Here is a 22,320-nt window from a genome sequence, read left to right on the forward strand (position 1 = left end):
TCCGCCCGGCGACAACTGCCGCCGCTGGTCGATCCGGCATTCGTTCGCGTCGCGTAACAGAGTCTGCCGGACAACGTGTATTCGCAAGCAAGCCGCTGCGGCGTACCTCAGCGGGCAAGCCAGCCGCTGCTGGCGCAGGTCTTCAACAACAGGAGCCCGTCATGGGTATCGAGCAGAAGGTCGCCATCATCACCGGTGCATCGCAGGGTATCGGCGCCGCCCTGGTCCAGGGTTTTCGCGATCGCAACTATCGCGTCGTCGCCACGGCGCGCTCCATCAAGCCCTCGGGTGACGACGACGTCCTCGCCGTTGCCGGCGACATCGCCGACCGGTCCACCGCCGAGCGCGTGGTCTCGCAGGCCGTTGCCCGCTTCGGCCGGGTCGACACGCTGGTCAACAATGCCGGCATCTTCGTCGCCAAGCCCTTCACGCAGTACACGGCCGAAGATTATGCGGCGGTGATGGGCACCAACGTCGCGGGCTTCTTCAACATCACCCAGCTCGCCATCGCCGAGATGGAAAAGCAGGGATCCGGCCACGTCGTCCAGATCACGACGACGCTGGTCGACCACGCCAATTCGAACGTACCCTCGGTGCTGGCCTCGCTGAGCAAGGGCGGGCTGAACGCCGCGACCAAGTCGCTCGCGATCGAATACGCCAGGCGCGGCATCCGCGTGAATGCGGTGTCGCCCGGCATCATCAAGTCGCCGATGCACGCTGTCGCGACGCATGCGCAGTACGGCGCGATGCATCCCGTGGGCCACATGGGCGAGATGTCCGACATCGTCGAGGCCGTGCTCTATCTCGAGGGTGCCTCCTTCGTCACCGGCGAGATCCTGCATGTCGACGGCGGCCAGAGCGCCGGCCACTGAGCCGAGGAGCACCGCGATGCCCATCGTCACCATTCAAGTGACCCGCGAGGGAACGACGCCGGGTGCAGCGTCGCTCACGGCGGAGGAGAAGGCCGCACTGATCAAGGGCTCGAGCCAGCTCCTGCTCGACGTGCTCGGCAAGCCGCTCGATTCCACCTTCGTCGTGATCGAGGAAGTCGACACCGACAATTGGGGCTGGGGCGGCCTGCCCGTGCACGAATTCCGGCGCCGCCGCGCAAGCCAGGCAGGATGATCCGCGCGCCATCGTGCGCGCAGGAGGACGACATGACCGACGCAAACATGAAGCAACACATGGAGACCCGGCTGCATCAGCAGCCGGGATCAACATCACGACAAGCCTGGCGATATGCCGTAGCTGGCTTGTCCGCATCGCTGGTCGGCCTCGGCCTCGCCCGCTTCTCCTACACGCCGCTGATCCCGGCGCTGTTTGCCGCAAAGTGGTTCAGCGCATCCGACGTCGTCTACCTTGGCGCGGCGAACCTTGCCGGCTATCTCGCCGGCGCGCTCGCCGCACGCGCCGTCGCCAACCGCATCGGCGCGGTCCGCGCGCTGCGGGCGATGATGCTGCTCGCCACTCTCTCCTTCTTTGCGAGCTCGGCCCCAGTGTCGTTCACCTGGTTCTTCGCGTGGCGCTTCCTCTCGGGCTTGACCGGCGGCATCATCATGGTGCTGGCGGCGTCTGTCATTCTGCCGCACACCTCGCCCGCGCGGCGCGGCATCGTCGGCGGCGTCATCTTTGCGGGCGTCGGGCTCGGCGTCGCAGCATCGGGCACGCTGGTGCCGCTGCTCCTGCAGCAAGGCTTGCAGCAGAGCTGGTACGGTCTCGGTGTGCTCTCGGCCGTGCTCACACTTGCGAGCTGGTGGAACTGGCCTGCCGAAACGAAGGCGGATAGTGTGCCCTCGCATCAAGCAAAGCACCATCGCAGCTCGCCGGCCGCCCGGGCGCTGCTGGTCCAGTACGGCCTCAATGCCGTGGCGCTTGTGCCGCACATGGTCTTCATCGTCGATTTCGTGGCACGGGGGCTCGGCCAGGGCATTGCTGCGGGATCGCGCTACTGGGTGCTGTATGGCCTCGGCGCGATCGTCGGCCCGCTCGTCACCGGTCATCTCGGCGACCGCTCCGGATTCGGTCCGGCCCTGCGCGCGGCGTTCCTGATCGAGGCAGCGGCCGTGCTGCTGCCGACCGTGAGCACCGCTCCGCTCTCGCTGATCGTCTCGAGCGTGGTGGTCGGCGGCTTCACGCCGGGCATCGTGCCGCTGGTGCTCGGACGCATCCATGAGCTCGTGCCTCATTCGACCGAACAGCAGCGCGCGACATGGAGCCATGCCACCACCAGCTTCGCTTTGTTCCAGGCGGCCGCCGCCTACGGCTTCTCCTGGATCTATGCGCAAACTGGCGGGGACTATCTGGTCCTGTTTGGCCTGGGTGGCGGCGCGGTGGTGCTCGCACTGGCGATCGATCTTGCGCTCGCGCTCACCCCGCGCGAGGCATAGAGGCGAGCGGCGCGATCAGGAATACTGCATCACGCCGTCGTCGATCCGGCCGAAGCGCAGCGAGACGATGTCGAGCGCGTAGTTCTGGTACAGCCGCCACGGCCGCTTCGAGCCCTGCTTCGGCATCTTTGCGACGGAACGCTGCACGTAGCCCGAGGTGAAATCGAGCGAGGGCTGCGCGGTGATCTCTGGGTCGTCATTGTGCGGCATGCATTGCCGGAAATTGTGCCGGTCCATGTAGTTGATGAGACGGCAGACATATTCGCAGGTGAGATCGCATTTCAGCGTCCAGGACGCATTGGTGTAGCCGAAGGCCGAGGCCATGTTCGGCACGTCGGCGTACATCATGCCCTTGTAGGTCAGCGTCTTGGCGAAATCGACAGCGCGACCGTCGACGCTGATCTCCAAGCCGCCGACGACCTGGAGCACCAGCCCCGTCGCCGTCACGATGATGTCGGCGGCAAGCTCGCGGCCGTCCTTCAGACGGATGCCGTCGCGCGTAAAAGTGTCGATCTCGCTGGTGACGACGGCGGCGCGCTGCTCGCGGATTGCCTTGAACAGATCACCGTCCGGCACGAGGCACAGCCGCTGGTCCCAGGGATTGTAGCGCGGCGTGAAATGGGTCGCGACGTCGTAGTCCGGGCCGAGCGCCATCTGCACGCCCTTGAGGATGAGGTCCTTCACCTTCGCTGGCCTACGCCGGCTGAGCTGGAAAAAGAACATCCCCCACATCACATTGCGCCAGCGGATCAGATGATAGGCAAGCTGCGCCGGCAGATTGCGGCGCAGCTTGTTGGCGACAGGATCCTGCGCCGGACGCGACACAACGTAGGTCGGCGAGCGCTGCAGCATGGTGACCTGCGCTGCCTTCTTGGCGAGCTCCGGCACCAGCGTCACCGCCGTGGCGCCGGAGCCGATCACGACGACGCGCTTGCCCGCATAGTCGATGTCCTCGGTCCATTTCTGCGGATGCACGATGCGGCCGGCGAAATCCGCCGTGCCCTTGAACTCCGGCGTATAGCCCGCCTCATACTTGTAATAGCCCGAGCACATGAACAGGAAACTGCAGGTGAACCGCACCAGCTCGGTCGCACCCTCGCCGGTGATGCGCTCGACCTCGACGGTCCAGCGCGCATCCGGCGTCGACCACGCCGCGCGCTTGACGCGATGGCGGAAGCGGATGTGCTTCTCGATGCCGTTCTCGGCCGCGGTCTCGCGCACATAGTTCAGGATCTGCGGACCGTCGGCGATCGCCTTCGGATCGGTCCACGGCTTGAAGGAATAGCCGAGCGTGAACATGTCGCTGTCGGAGCGGATGCCGGGATAGCGAAACAGGTCCCAGGTACCGCCGATGCAGTCGCGCCCCTCCAGGATGACGTAGCTCTTGGCCGGACACTTGGTCTGCAAATGATAGCCCGCGCCGATGCCGGACAGCCCGGCGCCGACGATGAGCACGTCGAAATGTTCTTGTTGCATGGTTTCCTCCGCCAGGAAGGATTGTCCGCCCGCCGCTGCCGGCCGTCAATTGGCAATCGGCCGTGCCGCAACTGCAAAGCGAGTTGAATTCCATGCGCCGAAACAACAAAGCCCCGGATCGCTCCGGGGCTTCGCGTCGATGGTCAATCGAACAGGTGGCTCAGTAGCGGTAGTGATCCGACTTGTACGGACCTTCCTGCTTGACGCCGATATAGTCCGCCTGGTCCTTGCGCAGCTCGGTGAGCTTGACGCCGATCTTGGCGAGGTGCAGGCGCGCGACCTTCTCATCGAGGGTCTTCGGCAGCACGTAGACTTCCTTCTTGTACTTGCCGTCCTTGTTGTTGGCGAACAGCTCGATCTGCGCCAGCGTCTGGTTGGTGAAGGACGCCGACATCACGAAGGACGGATGGCCCATCGCGTTGCCGAGGTTCACGAGGCGGCCCTCCGACAGCATGATGATGCGGTGCTTGTCGGGGAATTCGATCTCGTCGACCTGCGGCTTGATGTTGGTCCACTTCAGATTGCGCAGAGACGCGATCTGGATCTCATTGTCGAAGTGACCGATGTTGCAGACGATGGCGCGATCCTTCATTGCGCGCATGTGGTCGATGGTGATGATGTCCTTGTTGCCGGTCGCGGTGACGAAGATGTCGGCGCGGGGCGCGGCGTCTTCCATGGTCACGACCTCGTAGCCTTCCATCGCGGCCTGCAGCGCGCAGATCGGATCGACTTCCGACACCATGACGCGGCAGCCGGCCTGGCGCAGCGAGGCGGCCGAGCCCTTGCCGACGTCGCCGAAGCCGGCGACCATCGCGACCTTGCCCGACAGCATCACGTCGGTGCCGCGGCGGATGCCGTCGACCAGCGATTCACGGCAGCCATAGAGATTGTCGAACTTCGACTTGGTGACGCTGTCGTTGACGTTGATGGCCGGCCACAGCAGCGTGCCGGCCTTCTGCATGTCATAGAGACGATGCACACCCGTGGTGGTCTCTTCGGAAACGCCCTTGATGCTCTTGGCGATCCCGGCGAAGTAGCCCTTCGGCTTTTCCTTGAGCTGCTTCTTCAGGAGCGCGAAGAAGACTTCCTCTTCCTCGGAGCCGGGCTTGTCGAGGAAGGCGGCGTCGCCGTTCTCGGCGCGCAGACCGAGATGGACGTACATGGTGGCGTCGCCGCCGTCATCGAGGATCATGTTCGGGTGACCGCCGCCGTGCCAGTCGAACAGCTTTGCGGTGTAGTCCCAGTACTCGGTCAGCGTCTCGCCCTTGACGGCGAAGACGGGAATGCCGGCGGCCGCGATGGCGGCGGCGGCGTGATCCTGCGTCGAATAGATGTTGCAGGAGACCCAGCGGATGTCGGCGCCGAGCGCGGCCAGCGTCTCGATCAGCACGCCGGTCTGGATCGTCATGTGCAGCGAGCCCGCGATGCGCGCGCCCTTCAGCGGCTGCTTCGGGCCGAACTCCTCGCGGGTGGCCATCAGGCCGGGCATTTCGGTCTCGGCCAGCGAGAGCTCCTTGCGGCCGAAATCGGCGAGCGAAATGTCCTTGACGATGTAATCGGTGAAGCCGGGCTTCGCGTTCATTGGGGGTTCCTGTTTGTTGAGCTCGTCATTCCGGGGCGCTCGTGCAACGAGCGAACCCGGAATCCGTAAGAATTCGAGACTTCGGGTTCGCCGCTGTCGCGGCGCCCCGGAATGACGCAAGAGAACTAGAGCGCGCGCTTCAGTTGCTCGACGAGATCGGTCTTCTCCCAGGAGAAGCCGCCCTCGTTGTCGGGCGTGCGGCCGAAATGGCCGTAGGCCGAGGTGCGCGCGTAAATCGGACGGTTGAGGTCGAGATGGCTGCGGATGCCGCGCGGGGTGAGGTCCATCGCCTTGGCGGCGGCCTTCTCGAGCTGGTCCTCCGACACCTTACCGGTGCCGTGGGTGTCGATGTAGATCGACAGCGGGCGCGCCACGCCGATGGCGTAGGCGAGTTGCAGCGTGCAGCGGTCAGCAAGACCGGCCGCGACGATGTTCTTGGCGACGTAGCGCGCCGCATAGGCCGCCGAACGGTCGACCTTGGTCGGATCCTTGCCGGAGAACGCGCCGCCGCCATGCGGGGCCGCGCCGCCATAGGTATCGACGATGATCTTGCGGCCGGTCAGGCCGGAGTCGCCGTCGGGACCGCCGATGTAGAACTTGCCGGTCGGGTTGATGTGCCAGATGGTCTTCGGCGTGATCCAGTCCTTCGGCAGCGCCTCGCGCACATAGGGCTCGACGATCTCGCGGACCTGGTTCGAGGTGAGGTCCGGAACCAGGTGCTGGTGCGAGACCACGATCTCGCGCACGCCGACCGGCTTGCCGTTCTCGTACTGCACGGTGACCTGGCTCTTGGAGTCCGGACCGAGCACCTTCTCCTTGCCGGAGTGACGGGCTTCGGAGATGAGGCGGAGGATCTTGTGGGCGTAGAAGATCGGCGCCGGCATCAGATCCGGGGTCTCGTTGGTGGCGTAGCCGAACATGATGCCCTGGTCGCCCGCACCCTCTTCCTTGACCTCGCCCGGCTGCAGCGCATCGACGCCCTGGGCGATGTCGGCCGACTGCGGGTGCAGCAGGATCTCGATGTCGGCAGTCTTCCAGTGGAAGCCTTCCTGCTCGTAGCCGATGTCCTTGATCGCCGCGCGCACGACGCTCTCGATCTGCTCGTTGGTGACCGACTTCGGACCGCGGGTCTCGCCCGCAATCACGACCTTGTTGGTGGTCGCGAGCGTCTCGCAGGCGGCGCGGATCTGCCACGGGTCGATGCCGGCTTTCGGCCCCTCGCGGTAGAACAGATCGACGATTTCATCGGAGATCCGGTCGCAGACCTTGTCGGGATGGCCCTCGGACACGGACTCGCTGGTGAAGAGATAGGACGCGCGCATCAAGTAACCCCTTGTTCCGCCACTCGACGGCGGTTCGTTTGCGATGTTTACCGTTGGATTTGTGTCAATCACGCCGGCGCGAGATGACGTAGGATTCGTCAAGAAACCAGAGGCCGTTGTACTTTCTCAGCACGTCCCTGGCGGCATCCAGAGTGCGGCCGTTTTGAGTCATTTCTGTCAACCGGTCGTCCTCGATCTGAGCGACATACACCGCCGCATTCCACGCTGCAAAGGCCGTCGAGGTTCCGATATTGCCCGTAACCTCGTTGGGCAGAGCTTCCATATCATACCTGAAGATCGAGCGGTTATCAGCATAAGCATTAAAATTTAAGTCGCGGCCCAACGACCCAAGCTCGTACTTCACGGCGCGCAATAGCTCATGACGGCTCACCGAGAAAGGATTTTCTCCCGGCCAGATCGCCTGGATCATTTCCATGCCCGGATCCTGGCCATGGGAGTGGATACCGATCAGCCGCCCCCCCGGCCGCAGGGCCCGCGCCAGGGGCGCGATGATCCGTTTGGCCCGGAAATTGACCGAGGACAGCGCGCGGTAGGGCTGGGATGCAATCACGAGGTCGAAATTGGCCTCGGTCTGGCCCGGCCGCGGGATGGTCGAATCCAGCAGAAACCTGTGATCCTCGCGATACAGCACCAGCACGACCGGCCGCTCATAGAGCGGCATCGCCGTGCGCGGGCTGATCGCGGCGCGCCAGTTCTGCTCCAGGAACGGCCGCAATTCGGCGATCTGCTGCTCGAACTCGCCGGATGAAGCGCCCCGCAGCGGGACCTCGTGCCAGACCGTGGCCGCAGCCGCCGCGGGCGATGCCGGCGTGAGCCAGGGCGCCTCCGAATAGAACATGTTGGTGAAGACGAAAACCGACGCCGGATGCTCGAAAATGCGGTCCGGCACCTTCTCCAGCGTCAGGCGCAGATCCTCGAGGCTGAGCTCCTTGCCAGCCACATAGAACGGCATGTGCGGGTAGCGCTGGTGCGTCGCGCGCAGCACCCGCGCCAGCACCGTGCCGTCGCCGACACCCGCGTCGAAAATGCGCAGCGCCGGCGGGCGCGGATGGATCGCTGAAAGCTCCAGCGCGACCCGGTCCGCGATCACCCGCTTCTCGCTGCAGGTGTGGACGAACAGCAGGTATTTCTGCCGGTTCTCGAAGAAGCGGAAATTGCCGCGCGGATCGCGCTTCTCCGGGGGCACCTGAAGCCCCCGTGGCGGCGGCAGGCCGCCGGTCGTCGATGCGGCGATATAGGCCTGGATCCGCTCCAGCGTGTCGATGGTGATCCGCTTGCCCTCGCGCAGGCGCTGCACGAGCTTCCCATCGTTCACCGCACGCCGACCGAAGGTCGATTCGGCCATGCCCGCCTTGCGGCAGAACTCGGTGATTTGGCTCAGGATTTCGTCGTTCTTCATGAGTGGGAGGGCGGTGGGCAGAAGAGTGGGATGGAGGATTTCTAACATTATCTGCCCACCGGGGAAAGATTGGGGGCTCCAATTTGCACAGGCCACACTTCCCGATATAGAGAGCGCCGATTGCGATACTCTGGGGTGCATATGTTCCGGCGAAAATGCCTGACGGTCCTGTTGCTCGTTGCGTTTTCAAGTATCGCCCGCGCAGGCGACCCCGCCACCGACAATCCCGACCAGGTCTTTGAATCCGTCTACGCCCGCATCGGGGCGCTGCCGGCCGCGGTGGCGCGCGAGCGTCTGGTCTGGCTGAAGCTGGAGGAGCTCAAGCGCGAGCCCTGCGACCAGCGGAGCATCGATGATCTGGCAGGGATGCTGGACAGGCGCGGCTATCGGCGGCAAGCCGCCGACGGGCTCTACAAATTCGTCCAGAACTGCGGAGCCCCACTGACGGCGCTGAACAAGGCGGCCGTCATCTATATGAGCATCACCGACTATCCGAAGGCCGTCGAGGTCGCCGACGAGTATGTGAAACGTGCGCCGTCCGACCAGAGCGCGCGTTATGTCCGCGCCATGGCTCTGGACAGTGCCGGCGACTATCGCCGCGCGCTCGCCGACTATTCCGACACGATCGAGCTGTTCAGCGGCGACAAGAAAATGATCTCCGGCGGGATCTTCCTCCGCATGGCGAACGCCTACGCCGCCCTGAAGCAGTTCTGCGAGGCGACAGCGCCAATCAACCGTTGGGTCGCGCTGGATCCGGCGACGCGCGACAACAGCCGGACCCAAAAGATGATCGCCGACTACGAGCGGCAGGGCAATTGCGTCTCGTCGACCGAGGCCCGCAAGGAAAGCTTCCCGATGCACGGGCCGAAGGGCATCGTCACCGTGAGAGCAGAGATCAACGGCGTGCGCGGACTGTTCGTCCTCGATACGGGTGCGAGCTATGTGTCGGTGAAATCGGCCTTTGCAGGCAAGGCCAAGATAGCGGACGGCGGCTCCAGCGACATCACGCTGATCACGGCCAACGGGGAAGCGAAGGCTAAACTCTCCAAGGCCGACAAGGTCCTGCTGGGCAAGCTCGAAGCGGCCAACGTACCCGTCGCCGTCCTCGGGGGCGACGACAAGGGCTTTGGCGCCGGGGTCGACGGCCTCCTCGGCATGAGCTTCCTGTCCCGGTTCGAGGTCCAGATGGCGAGCGGATCGATCGAGATCCGCACCCGCCAACCCAAGAAATAAACGTTGCAGACCATCGCGGTGTGAACCCGAAAAGCCGCGCGCACGACCAAAAGCAGACTCTCCCGGCAAGATCGTCTTCAGCCGAGGTCTCCTTGCGCCGCCTGCTCCTGCTCCCCGTTTTTCTCGTCGCCCTGGTCTGGTGCGCGCCGGCCTACGCGCAGGCGCGCAACCAGCTCGGGCCGCTCTGCACCACCGAGACAACCCCGGCGGACCAGATGGTCGACGCCTGCACCAAGATCATCGCGCTGAAGGTGTTCAAGGGCGAGCGGCTCGCGACCATCTATTTCTGGCGCGCCGTGGGCTGGAACAAGAAGGGCGACTACACCAAGGTCATCACTGACGCCACCGAAGCGATCCGGCTGCTGCCGAGTCAGGCGGCCTACAACTTGCGGGGATCGGCCTATTACGACAAGGGCGACTACGACATCGCGATCGCCGATTTCGACGATGCGCTGAAGCTCGGTCCGCCCAGCGGCATCATCTTCCACAATCGCGGCAATGCCTGGCGCGGCAAGCGCGACTACGCCAAGGCGATCGCCGACTACGACATGTCGATCAAATCAGATCCGAAATCGGCGTTCTCGTTCCAGAACCGTGGCATCTCGAAGGAAGCGCTCGGCGATCTCGACGGCGCGCTCGCCGACATCAACCAGGCGATCCGGCTCGACCCGTCGCTGCCGCAGCCGCTGATCAACCGCACCTCGATCTGGCGCGCCAAGGGCGATTTCGACCGCGCCATCGCCGACGGCAGCGAAGCGATCCGGCTCGTCAAGGACAAGCCTCCGGTCAACATCATGACGCCGCCGAACAGCGTGCTGATCTCGGGCTACACCCATCGCGCGCTGGCCTATGAGGCCAAGGGCGACTACGCACGCGCGCGCGACGACTACAAGGCGACGCTGGCGATCGTGGCCTCCGATGCCGGCAGCAAGGCCAACCAGGCCACCGCAAAGGTGCGGCTATCGCTGGTGACGGATGCAGCCGCGCCGATCCCGCGCGATGCGCCTTCCCCCGCGACGCAGCCAGCGGCATCCCCTGCCCCGCAGCAGACCGGAGCGGCACCTCTCCCCTCGCCTGCTCCGGCCGTCCGCGGCACGCGCATGGCACTGATCATCGGCAACGGCGCCTATGCGCATGTGAAGGCGCTGCCCAATCCGCCCAATGATGCGCGCGCGATCGCGAAGAGCCTGCGCGACATAGGCTTCACCGTGTCGGAGGGCATCGACCTCGACCGCGCGGCGATGCAGAAGATGACGCGCGACTTTCTCCGCGCGGCCGCGCGGGCGCAGGTCGCATTGGTCTACTATGCCGGCCACGGTGTGCAGGTCGACGGCCGCAACTATCTCATTCCCGTCGACGTCGAGCTCAAGCCGGGCACGGGCATGACGGAGGCGATGATCGACATGGACACGATCATGGCCGGCCTCGACGACCAGGTCCGCACCAACATCTTGATCTTCGATGCCTGCCGCAACAATCCGATGGCGCAGCAGGTCGCGAGCGCCGGCACCAATCGCGGCATCGAGGGTGCCTCGGGTCTCGCCGCGCCCACGAGCCTGGGCGCCGGCGCAACGCTGGGGGCCGGCACCCTGATCGCTTTCGCCACCGCGCCGGGTCAGGTCGCGCTCGACGGCGAAGGCGCCAACTCACCGTTCTCCGCCGCACTATCCCGCCATATCGGCACGCCCGGGCTGGAGGTGCAGCAGATGCTCACGCGGGTTCGGGCGGAGGTGGTCTCGAGCACGAAGAACAAGCAGGTTCCGTGGTCGAATTCGTCGCTGCTGGGTGAGGTCTATCTGGCGGAGAAGTGACGACGCGCTTGCGTTGGTTGGCAGCGGAGAGACGAGGACCGCGCGTCAAACCCCAGTGTCGTCCCGGCGAAGGCTGGCACCCATAACCACAGGAAGTGGTTTGGCGAAGACTCGTGGTAACCGGCCTCGCGCCGCAATTTCTCCCTGGGGGTACGGGTCCCGGCCTTCGCCGGGACGACACCGAGAGTGTTGCGCCATCTACCCGTCACTCACCCGCCGGACCGCGTGGGGCCTACTGGCCCCACACTTCCTTGGCGATCTCGACCGCGAGGCCGAGCTTGGCCCACTGCTCCTCCTCGGAGAGGATGTTGCCCTCTTCGGTCGAAGCGAAGCCGCACTGGGGTGACAGCGCGAGCTGCTCCAGCGGCGCGAACTTGGCGGCTTCTTCCAGACGGCGCTTGATGTCGTCCTTCTTCTCGAGCTCGCCGAACTTCGAGGTGATGACGCCGACCACGACGACCTTGTTGCCCTTGGGCAGGAAGCGCAACGGCTCGAAGCCGCCGGCGCGATCGCTGTCGTATTCCAGGAAGTAGCCGTCGTAGTTGGTGCCGGCGAGCAGGGTCTCGGCCACGGGTTCGTAGCCGCCCGAGGAAATCCAGGTCGAGCGGAAATTGCCGCGGCAGACATGCGTCGTCACCACCATGTCGGCGGGCTTCTCCGCCAACGCGTAGTTGATGATGCGGGCATAGATCTGCTGCAGGCCGTCCGGATTGTCGCCGCGCTCGCGCGCCTTCTGCAATTCGTCCTGCGAGCAGAGATAGGCCCAGACGGTGTCGTCGAACTGAAGGTAGCGGCAGCCGGCGTCGTAGAACGCCTTCACCGCCTTGCGGTAGGTCTTGCCGAGGTCCTCGTAGAAGGCGTCGAGATCGGGATAGACGTCCTTGGAGATCGACTTGCGGCCGCCGCGGAAATGCAGCACGGCCGGCGACGGGATCGTCATCTTGGCGGTGACGTGGGCCTGGTCGGCGACCTTCTTCAGGAAGCGAAAGTGGTCCAGCATCGGGTGGTCGTCGGGGAAGTCGAGCTTGCCGATCACGCGCACCGCGTCGTGACGGGTCTGCACGCCCGTGAACTGGATGCCGGTGTCGGGGTGGAACAGCTCGCAGCCGGTGAGCTTGGCCAGGAAGTCGAAATGCCACCAGGAGCGGCGGAATTCGCCGTCGGTCGCGAGCTTCATCCCGAGCGAGGCCTGCTTGTGCACGACCTTCTCGATCTCCATGTCCTCGATCTTGCGCAGATCGTCGGCCGAGATCTCGCCCTTCTCCAGACGGCTGCGGGCTTCCTTGATCTTGGCGGGGCGCAGGAGGCTGCCGACCTCGTCGGCGCGGAAGGGGGCTTTGGTTCGTTGCATTCTTGTTTCTCCCGAATTTTCAGTCGGCGCTCGTTGTACTCCCTCTCCCCGCAGGCGGGGAGAGGAGAAGATTAGTGGGCGGCCGCGCCTGCGACGCCGAGGTGGCGCTCCAGAACCGACGGGTCGGCCTTCAGCGCGGCGCTCGGGGCGTCGTGGACGATCGTTCCGCGCTCCAATATCACAACGCGGTCGGCGAGCCCCAGAATCTTTTGGGCATTCTGCTCGACGATGATGGAGCAGATGCCCCCAGCCCGGGTGATGGTCCCGATCGCCTTGAGCAATTCCTCGACGATGATGGGGGCAAGGCCTTCGGTCGGCTCGTCGAGCAGCAGGACTTTGGGGTTGAGGGTCAGCGCGCGGCCGATCGCCAGCATCTGCTGCTCGCCGCCGGAGAGCTGGTTTCCGAAATTGCTCCGCCGTTCCTTCAGCCGCGGGAACATCTCGTAGACCTTCTCCACCGTCCAGGGGCCCGGCTGGGCCACCGCGGTCATGTTCTCCTCGACGGTGAGCGAGCGGAAAATGTTGCGTTCCTGCGGCACCCAGCCGATGCCGGCGCGCGCCCGCTGGTCGGGCCGCAAGGTGGTGACGTCGGCGCCGGCCAGCGCGACGGTGCCGGAGAAGCGGCGGGTGACGCCGACGATAGAGTTGATCAGCGTGGTCTTGCCGGTGCCGTTACGCCCGAGCAGCGCCAGCACCTGCCCTTCGGCGAGTCGAAGCGACATCTTCGGCAGCACCACGGCCTCGCCGTAGCCGGCGCGCAAGGCATCGATTGCGAGCAGGTCAGACATTGACCGCCTCCTCGCCGAGATAGACCGCCTTCACTTGCGGATCGCGCGCGACCTGCTCGGGCGGCCCCTCGGTCAGCAGCGCGCCGGAGACCAGCACCGAGATGCGGTCGGCGAAGGAGAAGACGAGGTCCATGTCGTGCTCGATCAGCAGCACCGTGACGTCGCGCGGCAGCGCGCCGACTACGGCAAGAATGTCATGGCGTTCGCTCTCGGGCACACCGGCTGCGGGCTCGTCGAGCAGCAGCACGCGCGGCTTGGCGGCGATCGCGACCGCGATCTCGAGCAGCCGCTGCTTGCCGTAAGGCAGCGTCACGGTCTCTTCGTTCATGACATCGAGCAGGTGGAAGCGTGTCAGCAGCTCGGCAATCTCGCCATTGACGTCGCCGCGCGTCCCCATTCGCCGCCACCAGTCGCCGCCATGGCCGAGGCGCTCGGAGACGGCAAGGCCGATGGTCTCGAGCGGAGTCAGGTCGGGATAGAGCTGGTTGATCTGGAAGGTGCGCGACAGGCCACGCAGCACGCGCTTGTGCACGGGCAGATCGGTGATGTCCTGGCCTTCGAGCAGGATGCGGCCTGAGTTCGGCTTCAGCACGCCGGTGAGCTGGTTGATGACCGTGGTCTTGCCGGCGCCGTTGGGGCCGATCAGCGCATGGCGGGCGCCCTGCTCGATCTTCAGGGAGAGGTCGCGGGTGACGCGCAGGCCGCCGAACTGCTTTTCGAGGTTCTGGGTTTCGAGCGCGATGGTCATGCGTCGCTCTCCGGCACGGCGACGACGGCTTTACGTCCCGCAACCTGCTTGATGATCAGGTTCGGCACATACAGCACCCAGCGATGCAGGCGCTGGCGGCCGACCAGCACGATCACGACCAGCACGAGGCCGATCCAGAACTGCCAGTATTGCGGCGTGATGGTGGAGAACAATTCCTGGAGCATGCGGAACACCACCGCGCCGATCAGCCCGCCATAGAGATAGCCGGTGCCGCCGATCACGAGCACCAGCATCAAATCGGCCGAGCGCTCGAAGGCGAACACGTCGAGCGAGGCGATCGCGGTGGTCTGGGTGAACAGCGCGCCCGCGATGCCGGCATAAAACGCTGCCAGCGTGTAGATCGCGATCAGGCGGCGGTTGACGGGGATGCCGATGGCGGCGGCGCGCAGCGGGTTGTTCTTGATGGCGCGCAGCGACAGGCCGAACGGGGAATGCACGACGCGGCGGGCGAACAGGAACAAGACGAACAGCACGGCGAGCGAATAGAAGAAGCCGGCCTTGCCGAACATGTCGAACGGGATCTCGCCGAAGATCGGCTGCATCTCGATGCCCTGCAGGCCGTCGGTGCCGCCGGTGATGTTGGAGAAGCGTTCGGCGAGCGCTTCCAGCAGCAGCGCGATACCGAGCGTCACCATCAGGCGCGTCAGGTCGACGCCGCGGATCACCAGGAAGCTGGTGGCAAAGCCGAGCACCATCGCAGCAAGGCCGGCGACGATGAGTGCCAGCACGGGCTCGTTGATGATCCCGTGCAGCGCAAGAAGCCCCGCCGCATAGGCGCCGACGCCGAAGAAGGCGGCGTGGCCGAGCGAAACGATGCCGGCGTAGCCGAGGATCAGATCGAGCGACATCGTGAACAGCGCCAAGCGCAGGATGTCGGTCATGATCAGATAGCGCGAGGGAAACAGAAAGCCGCAGGCCAGCACGATCAGCCAGAAGGCGACTTCGCCGTAGTGCCAGCGCGCCTGGCGCTGGGCGTGAAAACCGACGTCGGAAGCAGCGGTCATCGGCGAACTCAACGCGCGGCCGTGCGCCCGAACAGGCCGTTCGGGCGCCAGATCAGGATCACGATCATCATGGTGTAGATCACAAAGGGTCCCATCTTCGGGACGTAATATTTGCCGGCGACGTCACCGATGCCGAGCAGGAGCGAGGCCAGGAACGGGCCTGTGATCGAGGAGGAGCCGCCGACGGTGACCACGATCAGGAAGTAGATCATGAACTTCAGCGGGAAATACGGATCGAGGCCGAGGATTTCGGCACTGAGCGCGCCGCCGAGGCCGGCGAGCCCGCATCCAAATGCGAATGTGAAGGCGAACACCTGCGGCACGTTGATGCCGAGGCCGCTCGCGGCGCGCGGATCATCGACCGCGGCGCGCAGGCGGCTGCCGAAACGGGTCTTGGCCAGCACCATCTGCAGGCCGATGGTGAGCAGGCCGCAGATCACGATGATCATCAGGCGGTAACGGCCGATGCCGACGCCGAACACGTCGAACTGGCCCTGGAGCGCGGCCGGCAGATTGATGAAGACGCGCGAGGAGCCCTGGATGTAGTCGACGGCCGCGACCGACATGAAGGTCAGGCCGATGGTGAACAGCACCTGGTCGAGATGGCTGCGCGTATAGAGATGCCGATAGAGCGTGCGCTCGAGCGCGATGCCGATCGCCGCGGAGGAGACGAAGGCGAGCGGCAGCGCGGCGAAGAACGGCCAGCCCATCCGGTTGACCAGCACCATGCAGACATAGCCGCCGGTCATGGCGAAGGCGCCATGGGCGAGGTTGACGAAGTTCATCAGGCCGAGCGTGACCGCGAGCCCGCAGGCGAGCACGAACAGCAGCATGCCGTAGGCAACGCCATCGAACAGGTTGGTGAGGATAGAGGTCATCGGTAGCGGGTGAACCCTGGTGATCACTCGTCATTCCGGGGCAGCGCGAAGGCGCTGCACCCGGAATCTCGTTTCAACAATTTCGAGATCCCCGATGCGCGCTAAGCGCGCTCGGGGATGACGCGCTTTCGCGCGTCACTTCTTGGTCTTGCCGAGATCCTTGACGGCCTCGAAGGTCGCGAACTCGACATTGTAGAGCTCGCCGTCGACCTTCTCGACCTTGCGGATGTAGATGTTCTGCACGATGTCGCGGGTCTCGGGGTCGATCGAGATCGGACCGCGCGGGCTCTCCCACTTCTGGCCCTTCATCGCCTCGATCAACTTGTCGCCGTTGATGTCGCCACCCGTCTTCTTCAGCGCCTCGTAGATCAGGTGGATGCCGTCATAGCCGCTCACCGCCATGAAGCCGGGCCGGTTGCCGAAGGCCTTCTTGTAGGCCGCGACGAAGTCCTTGTTCATCGCGGACGGATGCGCCGCCGAGTAGAGATGCGCGGTAACGGTGCCGAGGACCGCGTCGCCCATGTTGTTGAGCAGGTCGTCGTCGGTGACGTCGCCGGGCCCGATCACCTTGATGCCGGCCTTGTCGAGGCCGCGCTCGGCATATTGCTTCATGAAGTTGCCGCCCTGACCGGCCGGCACGAACACGAAGATCGCGTCGGGCTTGGCATCCTTCATGCGCTGCAGGAACGGCGCGAAGTCGGGGTTGGCGAGCGGGGTCTTCACCTCTTCGACCACCTCGCCGCCGCCCGCGGTGAAGTTCTGCTTGAAGAAGTTCAGCGCGTCATTGCCCGGCGCGTAGTCCGAGGTCAGGGTCGCCACCTTCTTGATGCCGTTCTTCACCGCCCAGTCGGCGATGATGGTCGAGGACTGCGCCAGGGTGAAGCTGGTGCGCACGATATAAGGCGAGCGCTCGGTGATGATGGAGGTGCCGGCCGCCATCACGACTTCCGGAATCTTGGCCTGCGTTGCGAGCGGCGCGGCGGCAAGCGCCGCCGGCGTCACGCCGAAGCCGGCGATGAAGTTGACCTTGTCGTTGACGATCAGCTCCTGCGCGGCGGTCTTGGTCTTGTCGGGGATAGCAGCGTCATCCTTGAGGATGATCTCGACTTTCTTGCCGGCGACGGTGTCGCCCTTCTGCTGCATGTAGAGCTTGATCGCGTTCTCGATCTGCTTGCCGGTCGAGGCCTGGCCGCCGGTCATCGGCAGGATCAGGCCGATCTTGACGCTGTCCTCGGCCTTGGCGGGCGCGACGACTGCGAGGCCCGCGATGGCAGCGACCGCTGCGGTACGTGAAAAAATCTTGCGTTCGAACATCAGATGTCCCTCCCCTTCATTCCTGACCTCTTGTGAGCCGGACCGAGTGCCCGGTCCTTGCCGCGCTTCACTCATCGACGAGCCATGCCGTGCGGCCACATGGCGTCCTCTGCAACCCCGTTGTCAATCGGACGTTGGGCGACCATTCGGCGCAAGCCGCGCGATCTGCCTCAACGACAGCGGGGAGAGATTTGTACGATTGTACAAATATAATGGTCCTGTCAACGAAAAAGCCCCTCGTGGCGTTGGCCGGTTGGGCGATGGCTTGTTGATGCGCCATTTTAGGAAGGGTCGCACGACGTCGTGGATGGAGGATTCCGCCTCTCATTTGCAGAATCCGGACATCTCACTTGCTTCGCGGTGACACCATTCGGTGACGCTCACCGAACGGGAAATACGCGATGTATACCGTACCAGCTACAATTACCCCTACAAGGGCTAAATTTGCTTACTATATTACCTTAAATGTATACAGCATCGCCGACCCTCGAATAGGCCAATTTTACATGTTGAGGGTTATGGTCTGCCGCTGACGCCATCCGGCGTCTCCTCATCCCGCGCCCGATCGGGTACGACCCAGAAGATGTCCATGCGTTCCCGTTCGCTTTCGATTGCTGCTGCAGTCACCCTGCTCGCTTCCAGCCTTGCAGGCTGCGGCACGGTCAACGAGAAACTCTCGGCCGGCATGGGCGACTACGTTCCGCAATGGGCCGGCGGCCTGCCGGCCGATGCTCCGCCGCGACCGGGCACGCCGCAATACGACGCCTACATGAAGGAGCGTGAGCGCAAGCGGCTGATGCCCGCGGCCGATCGCGAGAAGGAAGAGCAGGCGCAGAAGGGCGCGACCGGGACGACGTCGGCCGGCGCGGTGCGCTGAGAGACAATTGTCATTCCGGGATGGTCCGAAGGGCCAGACCTCAGGTCCGCAATTGCGCACCATAGTTCGCCTCTTCGAGGCGCCCTGGAATGACGGCGCCCTAATCCACGAACACCACGGTCTTGCGGCCGTTGAGAATGACGCGGTCGTCGAGATGGTAGCGGATCGCGCGCGCCAGCACGCGGCGTTCGATGTCGCGGCCCTTGCGGACGAGATCTTCCGGCGTGTCGCGATGGCTGATGCGCTCGACGTCCTGGTCGATGATCGGGCCTTCGTCGAGGTCGCGCGTGACGTAATGCGCGGTGGCGCCGATCAGCTTCACCCCGCGCTCATGCGCCTGGTGATAGGGTTTTGCGCCCTTGAAGCCGGGCAGGAACGAGTGGTGGATGTTGATGCAGCGCCCCGAAAGCTTTGCCGAGAGATCGTCGGACAGGATCTGCATGTAGCGGGCGAGCACCACCAGATCGGTCTTCGTCTCGTCGACGAGATCCATGATCTGCGCCTCCTGCTCGCGCTTGGTCTCCTTGGTGACCGGCAAATGGTGGAACGGGATGCCGCCGAAATCGAGCCCGGCATAGGCCTCGCGCGGATGATTGGAGACGATCGCCGCAAGCGTCATCGGCAATTCGCCGGTGCGCCAGCGGTAGAGGATGTCGACCAGGCAATGGTCGGATTTCGACACCAGCAGCATCACCTTACGATGCGCGGCGCGGTCGCGCATCTGCCACTCCATGCCGAACCGCTCGGCGATCGCGGCAAAGCCGGTCTGGAGCGCCGCGAGCTCCACGGCGAGATCGGCCGCGGTGAACACCACGCGCATGAAGAAGTTCTTGGTCTCGACATCGTCGAACTGCTGGGCGTCGAGAATGTTCTGTCCGTTATGGGCCAGGAAGGTCGACACCGCCGAGACGATGCCGGGACGATCCGGACAGGACAGGGTCAGGACATATTGATGGTCGGGCATGGCTCTTGATGAAGGTTTGTGCAGCGGCCGCGGAACACCCCGCGATTTGCGCCCTGCTCTAGCACCGACCCTGGCCTTGCGCCAATCCCGGACGCGGAGTCAGGATGAACGTACCATTGCGATTTATACCGGAGCACGCCCATGGCCGACCGCTTGAACGGCACCCGCATCCTGATCCTGGAAACACGCGAGGAGGCGCAATTCTCGAAGCTCCTGGCCGAGCAAGGCGCCGATGTCGTGCAATGCCCGATGTTCACCATCCAGGATGCGCCGGACCCCGCCCCGGTCGAGGCCTGGATCCGCCGCGCCATCGACAGGCCCTTCGACGACCTCGTGATGATGACCGGCGAAGGCCTGCGGCGGATCATGAAGCTCGCGCGCGCCCGCGGGCTCGACCAGGCCCTTGTCACCTCGCTCGCCAAATCGCGAAAATTCACCCGCGGGCCGAAGCCCGGCAAGGCGCTGCGTGAAATCTCGCTCGAGGCGCAACAGACCACGGAGAAGCCGACCACCGAGGGCGTGATCGAGATGCTGGGCAAGCTCGACCTGAAGGGGCGGCGCCTCGGCCTGCAGCTCTATCCCGACAAGGACCACAGCGCGCTGACCGGCGCGCTTGCCGCTCAAGGCGCCGAAGTCGATACCGTGCTGCCCTATGTCTACGATTCCAAGGCCGCGGATGCCAACATCGTCGACGCCATCGACGAGATGGCGGAGGGACGAATCGATTCCATCGCGCTGACCAATCTCGGCCAGGTCCGCCGCCTGATCGAAGCCGCCAAGGCGCATGGCAGCGAGGCGAAGCTGCGCGCAGGTCTCGAGCGCACACTGATCGCATCGGTCGGCCCGGCCGTCTCCGGCGAGCTCGCCGCGAACGGCTTGCGCACCGACGTCTCGCCGGCGGATGAGGCCTATTTCATGCGGCCGCTGATCTCGGCGATGGCGAGCGCACTGGCCGAGCGGAAGGCGGCAAGCGCAGCGAGGTAAGAGCCGAGCGCGGGTGCGGCCTGCGCCGGCTGCGATTGACAGGCGTAGCGTCAGCGCTAGGTTGCCGAACAGCAAGAAGAAACAACCCAGCAAGAAGAAACAACAAAGGCAGGGAATCGCCGTGACACGCGTCATCGCCTCTTGAGCAGAGGCGCGCGACCTTCAGCGCTCGCACCGTTCCGCATTCGCAACTATCGCTTCCAGTGGCCATCCGACCTGCTCACCTCCTGGGCGTTCGAGATCGAAACGCTGGTGCTCGGCTGGTACATCCTGGTCGAGACCGGATCGGTGCTGCTGCTGACCATTCTCGCCTCGCTGCAATATCTGGGAACGCTGATTGCACCGGCGCTCGGGATGGTCGGCGACCGCATCGGTCACCGCGATCTCCTCGTCGTGCTGCGCCTCACCTATACGGCGCTGGCCTCGACCATCATGACGCTGGCGCTGACCGGGCACCTGGCGCCGTTCAACGTCATGATCATCGTGACGGTCATGGGCCTGATCCGCTCCTCCGATCTCGGCCTTCGCAGCGCATTGCTCGCCGACATCATGCCGGCCGAGCGGCTGGTCGGCGCAATCAGCCTGTCACGCACGACCCAGGATAGCGCCCGCATTGCCGGAGCGCTGACGGGCGCCGGGCTGTTTGCCGTGCTTGGCATTGGTCTCGTCTATGCAGTGGTCGCCAGCCTCTACCTCGCGGCGGCAATTCTCATGTCTTGCCTGACCCGACCGAAAAGGACCGTTGCCACGACCGATCTGCCGGCGAACAGCCGCGCCGTTTCAAAACTGCTGGGCGAGCTAAAGGAAGGGATTGTCTACGCCTGGAATGGCCCTGGAATGGGCGCCGCGCTGTGCGTCGCCTTCCTCGCCAATCTCACCGCATTTCCCTTCACTGGGGGATTGCTGCCCTACATCGCGCGCGAAATCTTTCACACCGACCAGACCGGCCTTGGTTATCTCTCGGCGAGTTTTGCCGTCGGTTCGCTGATCGGCTCGATCACGCTCAGCCTGGTCGGCGGCCTGCGCATTGCCCGGCTTCTGATCGGCGCGACGCTGGCCTGGTACGTCATGCTGCTGGTGTTCGTCGAGATCAGGACGATGCCTGTCGCCATGGCCTGCCTCGTTCTCGCCGGCATCGCCCAGAGCATGTCGATGATCTCGGCGGCCGTGATCCTGATGCGCACGGCGAGCGCGCATCTGCGCGGCCGCGTGATGGGCGTGCGCATGATGGTGATCTACGGCCTGCCGCTCGGATTGCTCGCGGCCGGCAGCCTGATCGACACCATCGGCTATTCCGCGACAGGGTCGCTCTACGCCGCCGCCGGCTTCATCGCGATGCTGGCGATCGCGATCCGCTGGCGCGCCGACCTCTGGCCGCTGCACGCCCCCGCCAACGCGCGGTGACTGCTTCTAGTCCCCGTACCCGCGCAGCCGTTCGACATTAAGGATGGTGACCCCGCCATATTCGAGCCGCAGCAGCCCCTCCTTCTCCAGCCGGTTCAGCGCGCGGTTGGCGTTCTGGCGCGACATGCCGGAGAGCGCGCCGATCTCCTCCTGCGTGATCTCCAGATGCGCGGTCGATTCCGGATAGAGGATCGGGTTGAACAGCGAGGCAATGCTGCGGGCAAGCCGCGAGGTGGCATCGAGGGTGCGGTTGACCTCGAGCATCCCGATGAACTGGCCGAGCCGCTCGTTGAGCTGGCGCACCAGGAAGCGGTTGAAGCCGACGCTGTTCTCGAACAGCCACATGAAGGCGCTACGCTCCATCAGCGCGACGCGGCTGTTGCGCAGTGCCACCACGTCATAGCGGCGCGGCTCGTTCTTGAGCACGCTGCCCTCGCCGAACCAGGCCCCCGCCGTCAGTCCGGCGAGGCTGGTCTCCTTGCCGTCGCGCGACACCCCGCCCATCCGGGCAAGGCCGAAGACCATCCCGGCCCAATAATCGAAATTGTCGCCGCGCATGAACACCGTCTCGCCGGTGCCGTAGGACCGCTCCGTGATTCCGGCGCGGGCGACCTCGATCTCCGCTTGCGTGAGCTCGCGCGACCAGGCGGCAACGCGCTTCAGATGATCCTCTGAAATCATGATCCCGAAGTCAGCCGCACCGTGTCGTCACCCCGTCCTTATGCTGCGTTGCAGCATCATCATTCCGGCCCGCCA

General features: G+C 64.8%; 20 protein-coding genes. 8 read left to right on the top strand and 12 right to left on the bottom strand.

From position 1 onward, the window contains the following. Positions 1–161: 161 nt before the first annotated feature. The 3 genes from XH79_RS36685 to XH79_RS36695 are packed head-to-tail and all read left to right on the top strand — an operon-like array spanning position 162 to position 2,387. Complete coding sequence (locus XH79_RS36685) at positions 162–872, top strand: SDR family NAD(P)-dependent oxidoreductase (RefSeq protein ID WP_271584841.1); 711 nt, start codon at positions 162–164, stop codon at positions 870–872. Between the two features lie 16 nt (positions 873–888). Continuing rightward, positions 889–1,125 carry a tautomerase family protein gene (locus XH79_RS36690; RefSeq protein WP_271584842.1) on the top strand — a complete coding sequence of 79 codons (237 nt, stop codon included), beginning with the start codon at positions 889–891 and terminating at the stop codon, positions 1,123–1,125. A 32-nt stretch (positions 1,126–1,157) separates the two neighbouring features. After that, on the top strand, positions 1,158–2,387 hold the full coding sequence (locus tag XH79_RS36695) for an MFS transporter (protein ID WP_271584843.1): 1,230 nt from the start codon (positions 1,158–1,160) through the stop codon (positions 2,385–2,387). Positions 2,388–2,402: 15 nt separating this feature from the next. Here the strand turns inward: XH79_RS36695 and XH79_RS36700 are convergent, their stop codons facing one another. The 4 genes from XH79_RS36700 to XH79_RS36715 form a co-directional block, all read right to left on the bottom strand. Then, entirely contained in the window at positions 2,403–3,863 is a 1,461-nt protein-coding gene (locus tag XH79_RS36700) for a flavin-containing monooxygenase (RefSeq protein ID WP_271584844.1), read from the bottom strand. Between the two features lie 160 nt (positions 3,864–4,023). Next, positions 4,024–5,445: an adenosylhomocysteinase gene (ahcY, locus tag XH79_RS36705; protein WP_271584845.1), complete on the bottom strand. Its 1,422-nt coding sequence runs from the start codon at positions 5,443–5,445 to the stop codon at positions 4,024–4,026. Between the two features lie 125 nt (positions 5,446–5,570). Further along, positions 5,571–6,767 carry a methionine adenosyltransferase gene (gene metK, locus XH79_RS36710; RefSeq protein ID WP_271584846.1) on the bottom strand — a complete coding sequence of 399 codons (1,197 nt, stop codon included), beginning with the start codon at positions 6,765–6,767 and terminating at the stop codon, positions 5,571–5,573. Positions 6,768–6,831: 64 nt separating this feature from the next. Beyond that, entirely contained in the window at positions 6,832–8,187 is a 1,356-nt protein-coding gene (locus XH79_RS36715; protein WP_212343296.1) for a hypothetical protein, read from the bottom strand. 141 nt (positions 8,188–8,328) lie between these two features. Between XH79_RS36715 and XH79_RS36720 the strand changes: the two genes are divergently transcribed. Beyond that, positions 8,329–9,420 carry a retropepsin-like aspartic protease gene (locus XH79_RS36720; protein WP_212342798.1) on the top strand — a complete coding sequence of 364 codons (1,092 nt, stop codon included), beginning with the start codon at positions 8,329–8,331 and terminating at the stop codon, positions 9,418–9,420. A gap of 92 nt (positions 9,421–9,512) precedes the next feature. Beyond that, on the top strand, positions 9,513–11,231 hold the full coding sequence (locus tag XH79_RS36725) for a caspase family protein (protein ID WP_271584847.1): 1,719 nt from the start codon (positions 9,513–9,515) through the stop codon (positions 11,229–11,231). Positions 11,232–11,463: 232 nt separating this feature from the next. On the opposite strand, the gene XH79_RS36730 is transcribed toward XH79_RS36725, so the two are convergent. From XH79_RS36730 to XH79_RS36755, 6 genes are all read right to left on the bottom strand, one after another. Then, the gene (locus XH79_RS36730) at positions 11,464–12,582 is read right to left on the bottom strand and encodes a cobalamin-independent methionine synthase II family protein (RefSeq protein WP_271584848.1); all 1,119 of its coding nucleotides are present in this window, start codon (positions 12,580–12,582) and stop codon (positions 11,464–11,466) included. A gap of 71 nt (positions 12,583–12,653) precedes the next feature. Then, positions 12,654–13,370, bottom strand: a complete 717-nt coding sequence (locus XH79_RS36735) for an ABC transporter ATP-binding protein (RefSeq protein WP_212342795.1) — start codon at positions 13,368–13,370, stop codon at positions 12,654–12,656. Further along, positions 13,363–14,118 (bottom strand): ABC transporter ATP-binding protein, encoded by a 756-nt coding sequence (locus XH79_RS36740; RefSeq protein ID WP_212342794.1) that lies wholly within the window; start codon positions 14,116–14,118, stop codon positions 13,363–13,365. The genes XH79_RS36735 and XH79_RS36740 overlap by 8 nt, the downstream gene beginning before the upstream one ends. Further along, positions 14,115–15,143 (bottom strand): branched-chain amino acid ABC transporter permease, encoded by a 1,029-nt coding sequence (locus XH79_RS36745; protein ID WP_271584849.1) that lies wholly within the window; start codon positions 15,141–15,143, stop codon positions 14,115–14,117. Before XH79_RS36745 ends, XH79_RS36740 begins: the two co-directional genes overlap by 4 nt. Positions 15,144–15,151: 8 nt before the next feature. After that, positions 15,152–16,021 (bottom strand): branched-chain amino acid ABC transporter permease, encoded by an 870-nt coding sequence (locus tag XH79_RS36750; protein ID WP_211408634.1) that lies wholly within the window; start codon positions 16,019–16,021, stop codon positions 15,152–15,154. Between the two features lie 135 nt (positions 16,022–16,156). After that, a complete protein-coding gene (locus tag XH79_RS36755) occupies positions 16,157–17,335 on the bottom strand; it encodes an ABC transporter substrate-binding protein (RefSeq protein ID WP_271584850.1) in 1,179 nt (392 codons plus the stop codon). Positions 17,336–17,918: 583 nt separating this feature from the next. Between XH79_RS36755 and XH79_RS36760 the strand changes: the two genes are divergently transcribed. Beyond that, positions 17,919–18,212, top strand: a complete 294-nt coding sequence (locus XH79_RS36760) for a hypothetical protein (protein WP_271584851.1) — start codon at positions 17,919–17,921, stop codon at positions 18,210–18,212. 100 nt (positions 18,213–18,312) lie between these two features. Here XH79_RS36760 and purU read toward each other — a convergent pair whose 3' ends face one another. Beyond that, complete coding sequence (gene purU / locus XH79_RS36765; protein ID WP_212342788.1) at positions 18,313–19,176, bottom strand: formyltetrahydrofolate deformylase; 864 nt, start codon at positions 19,174–19,176, stop codon at positions 18,313–18,315. Positions 19,177–19,317: 141 nt separating this feature from the next. Between purU and XH79_RS36770 the strand changes: the two genes are divergently transcribed. Then, on the top strand, positions 19,318–20,160 hold the full coding sequence (locus XH79_RS36770; RefSeq protein WP_271584852.1) for a uroporphyrinogen-III synthase: 843 nt from the start codon (positions 19,318–19,320) through the stop codon (positions 20,158–20,160). A 141-nt stretch (positions 20,161–20,301) separates the two neighbouring features. Further along, positions 20,302–21,564: an MFS transporter gene (locus XH79_RS36775; RefSeq protein WP_212342784.1), complete on the top strand. Its 1,263-nt coding sequence runs from the start codon at positions 20,302–20,304 to the stop codon at positions 21,562–21,564. A gap of 6 nt (positions 21,565–21,570) precedes the next feature. Here the strand turns inward: XH79_RS36775 and XH79_RS36780 are convergent, their stop codons facing one another. After that, the gene (locus XH79_RS36780; RefSeq protein ID WP_212342782.1) at positions 21,571–22,245 is read right to left on the bottom strand and encodes a Crp/Fnr family transcriptional regulator; all 675 of its coding nucleotides are present in this window, start codon (positions 22,243–22,245) and stop codon (positions 21,571–21,573) included. Positions 22,246–22,320 lie beyond the last annotated feature (75 nt).

Origin of the sequence: Bradyrhizobium sp. CCBAU 45389 (genome assembly GCF_028128625.1) — a bacterium.
Lineage (GTDB): Bacteria > Pseudomonadota > Alphaproteobacteria > Rhizobiales > Xanthobacteraceae > Bradyrhizobium > Bradyrhizobium liaoningense_B.

What these genes read in the sequence shown, in the direction of transcription:
- XH79_RS36760 (WP_271584851.1), top strand. Translation starts at nt 17,919, where the DNA reads ATGTCCATGCGTTCCCGTTCGCTTTCGATTGCTGCTGCAGTCACCCTG.
- XH79_RS36735 (WP_212342795.1), bottom strand. Translation starts at nt 13,370, where the DNA reads ATGTCTGACCTGCTCGCAATCGATGCCTTGCGCGCCGGCTACGGCGAG.
- XH79_RS36690 (WP_271584842.1), top strand. Translation starts at nt 889, where the DNA reads ATGCCCATCGTCACCATTCAAGTGACCCGCGAGGGAACGACGCCGGGT.
- XH79_RS36750 (WP_211408634.1), bottom strand. Translation starts at nt 16,021, where the DNA reads ATGACCTCTATCCTCACCAACCTGTTCGATGGCGTTGCCTACGGCATG.
- XH79_RS36755 (WP_271584850.1), bottom strand. Translation starts at nt 17,335, where the DNA reads ATGTTCGAACGCAAGATTTTTTCACGTACCGCAGCGGTCGCTGCCATC.
- XH79_RS36695 (WP_271584843.1), top strand. Translation starts at nt 1,158, where the DNA reads ATGACCGACGCAAACATGAAGCAACACATGGAGACCCGGCTGCATCAG.
- metK (WP_271584846.1), bottom strand. Translation starts at nt 6,767, where the DNA reads ATGCGCGCGTCCTATCTCTTCACCAGCGAGTCCGTGTCCGAGGGCCAT.
- ahcY (WP_271584845.1), bottom strand. Translation starts at nt 5,445, where the DNA reads ATGAACGCGAAGCCCGGCTTCACCGATTACATCGTCAAGGACATTTCG.
- purU (WP_212342788.1), bottom strand. Translation starts at nt 19,176, where the DNA reads ATGCCCGACCATCAATATGTCCTGACCCTGTCCTGTCCGGATCGTCCC.
- XH79_RS36770 (WP_271584852.1), top strand. Translation starts at nt 19,318, where the DNA reads ATGGCCGACCGCTTGAACGGCACCCGCATCCTGATCCTGGAAACACGC.
- XH79_RS36715 (WP_212343296.1), bottom strand. Translation starts at nt 8,187, where the DNA reads ATGAAGAACGACGAAATCCTGAGCCAAATCACCGAGTTCTGCCGCAAG.
- XH79_RS36685 (WP_271584841.1), top strand. Translation starts at nt 162, where the DNA reads ATGGGTATCGAGCAGAAGGTCGCCATCATCACCGGTGCATCGCAGGGT.
- XH79_RS36745 (WP_271584849.1), bottom strand. Translation starts at nt 15,143, where the DNA reads ATGACCGCTGCTTCCGACGTCGGTTTTCACGCCCAGCGCCAGGCGCGC.
- XH79_RS36700 (WP_271584844.1), bottom strand. Translation starts at nt 3,863, where the DNA reads ATGCAACAAGAACATTTCGACGTGCTCATCGTCGGCGCCGGGCTGTCC.
- XH79_RS36780 (WP_212342782.1), bottom strand. Translation starts at nt 22,245, where the DNA reads ATGATTTCAGAGGATCATCTGAAGCGCGTTGCCGCCTGGTCGCGCGAG.
- XH79_RS36740 (WP_212342794.1), bottom strand. Translation starts at nt 14,118, where the DNA reads ATGACCATCGCGCTCGAAACCCAGAACCTCGAAAAGCAGTTCGGCGGC.
- XH79_RS36720 (WP_212342798.1), top strand. Translation starts at nt 8,329, where the DNA reads ATGTTCCGGCGAAAATGCCTGACGGTCCTGTTGCTCGTTGCGTTTTCA.
- XH79_RS36730 (WP_271584848.1), bottom strand. Translation starts at nt 12,582, where the DNA reads ATGCAACGAACCAAAGCCCCCTTCCGCGCCGACGAGGTCGGCAGCCTC.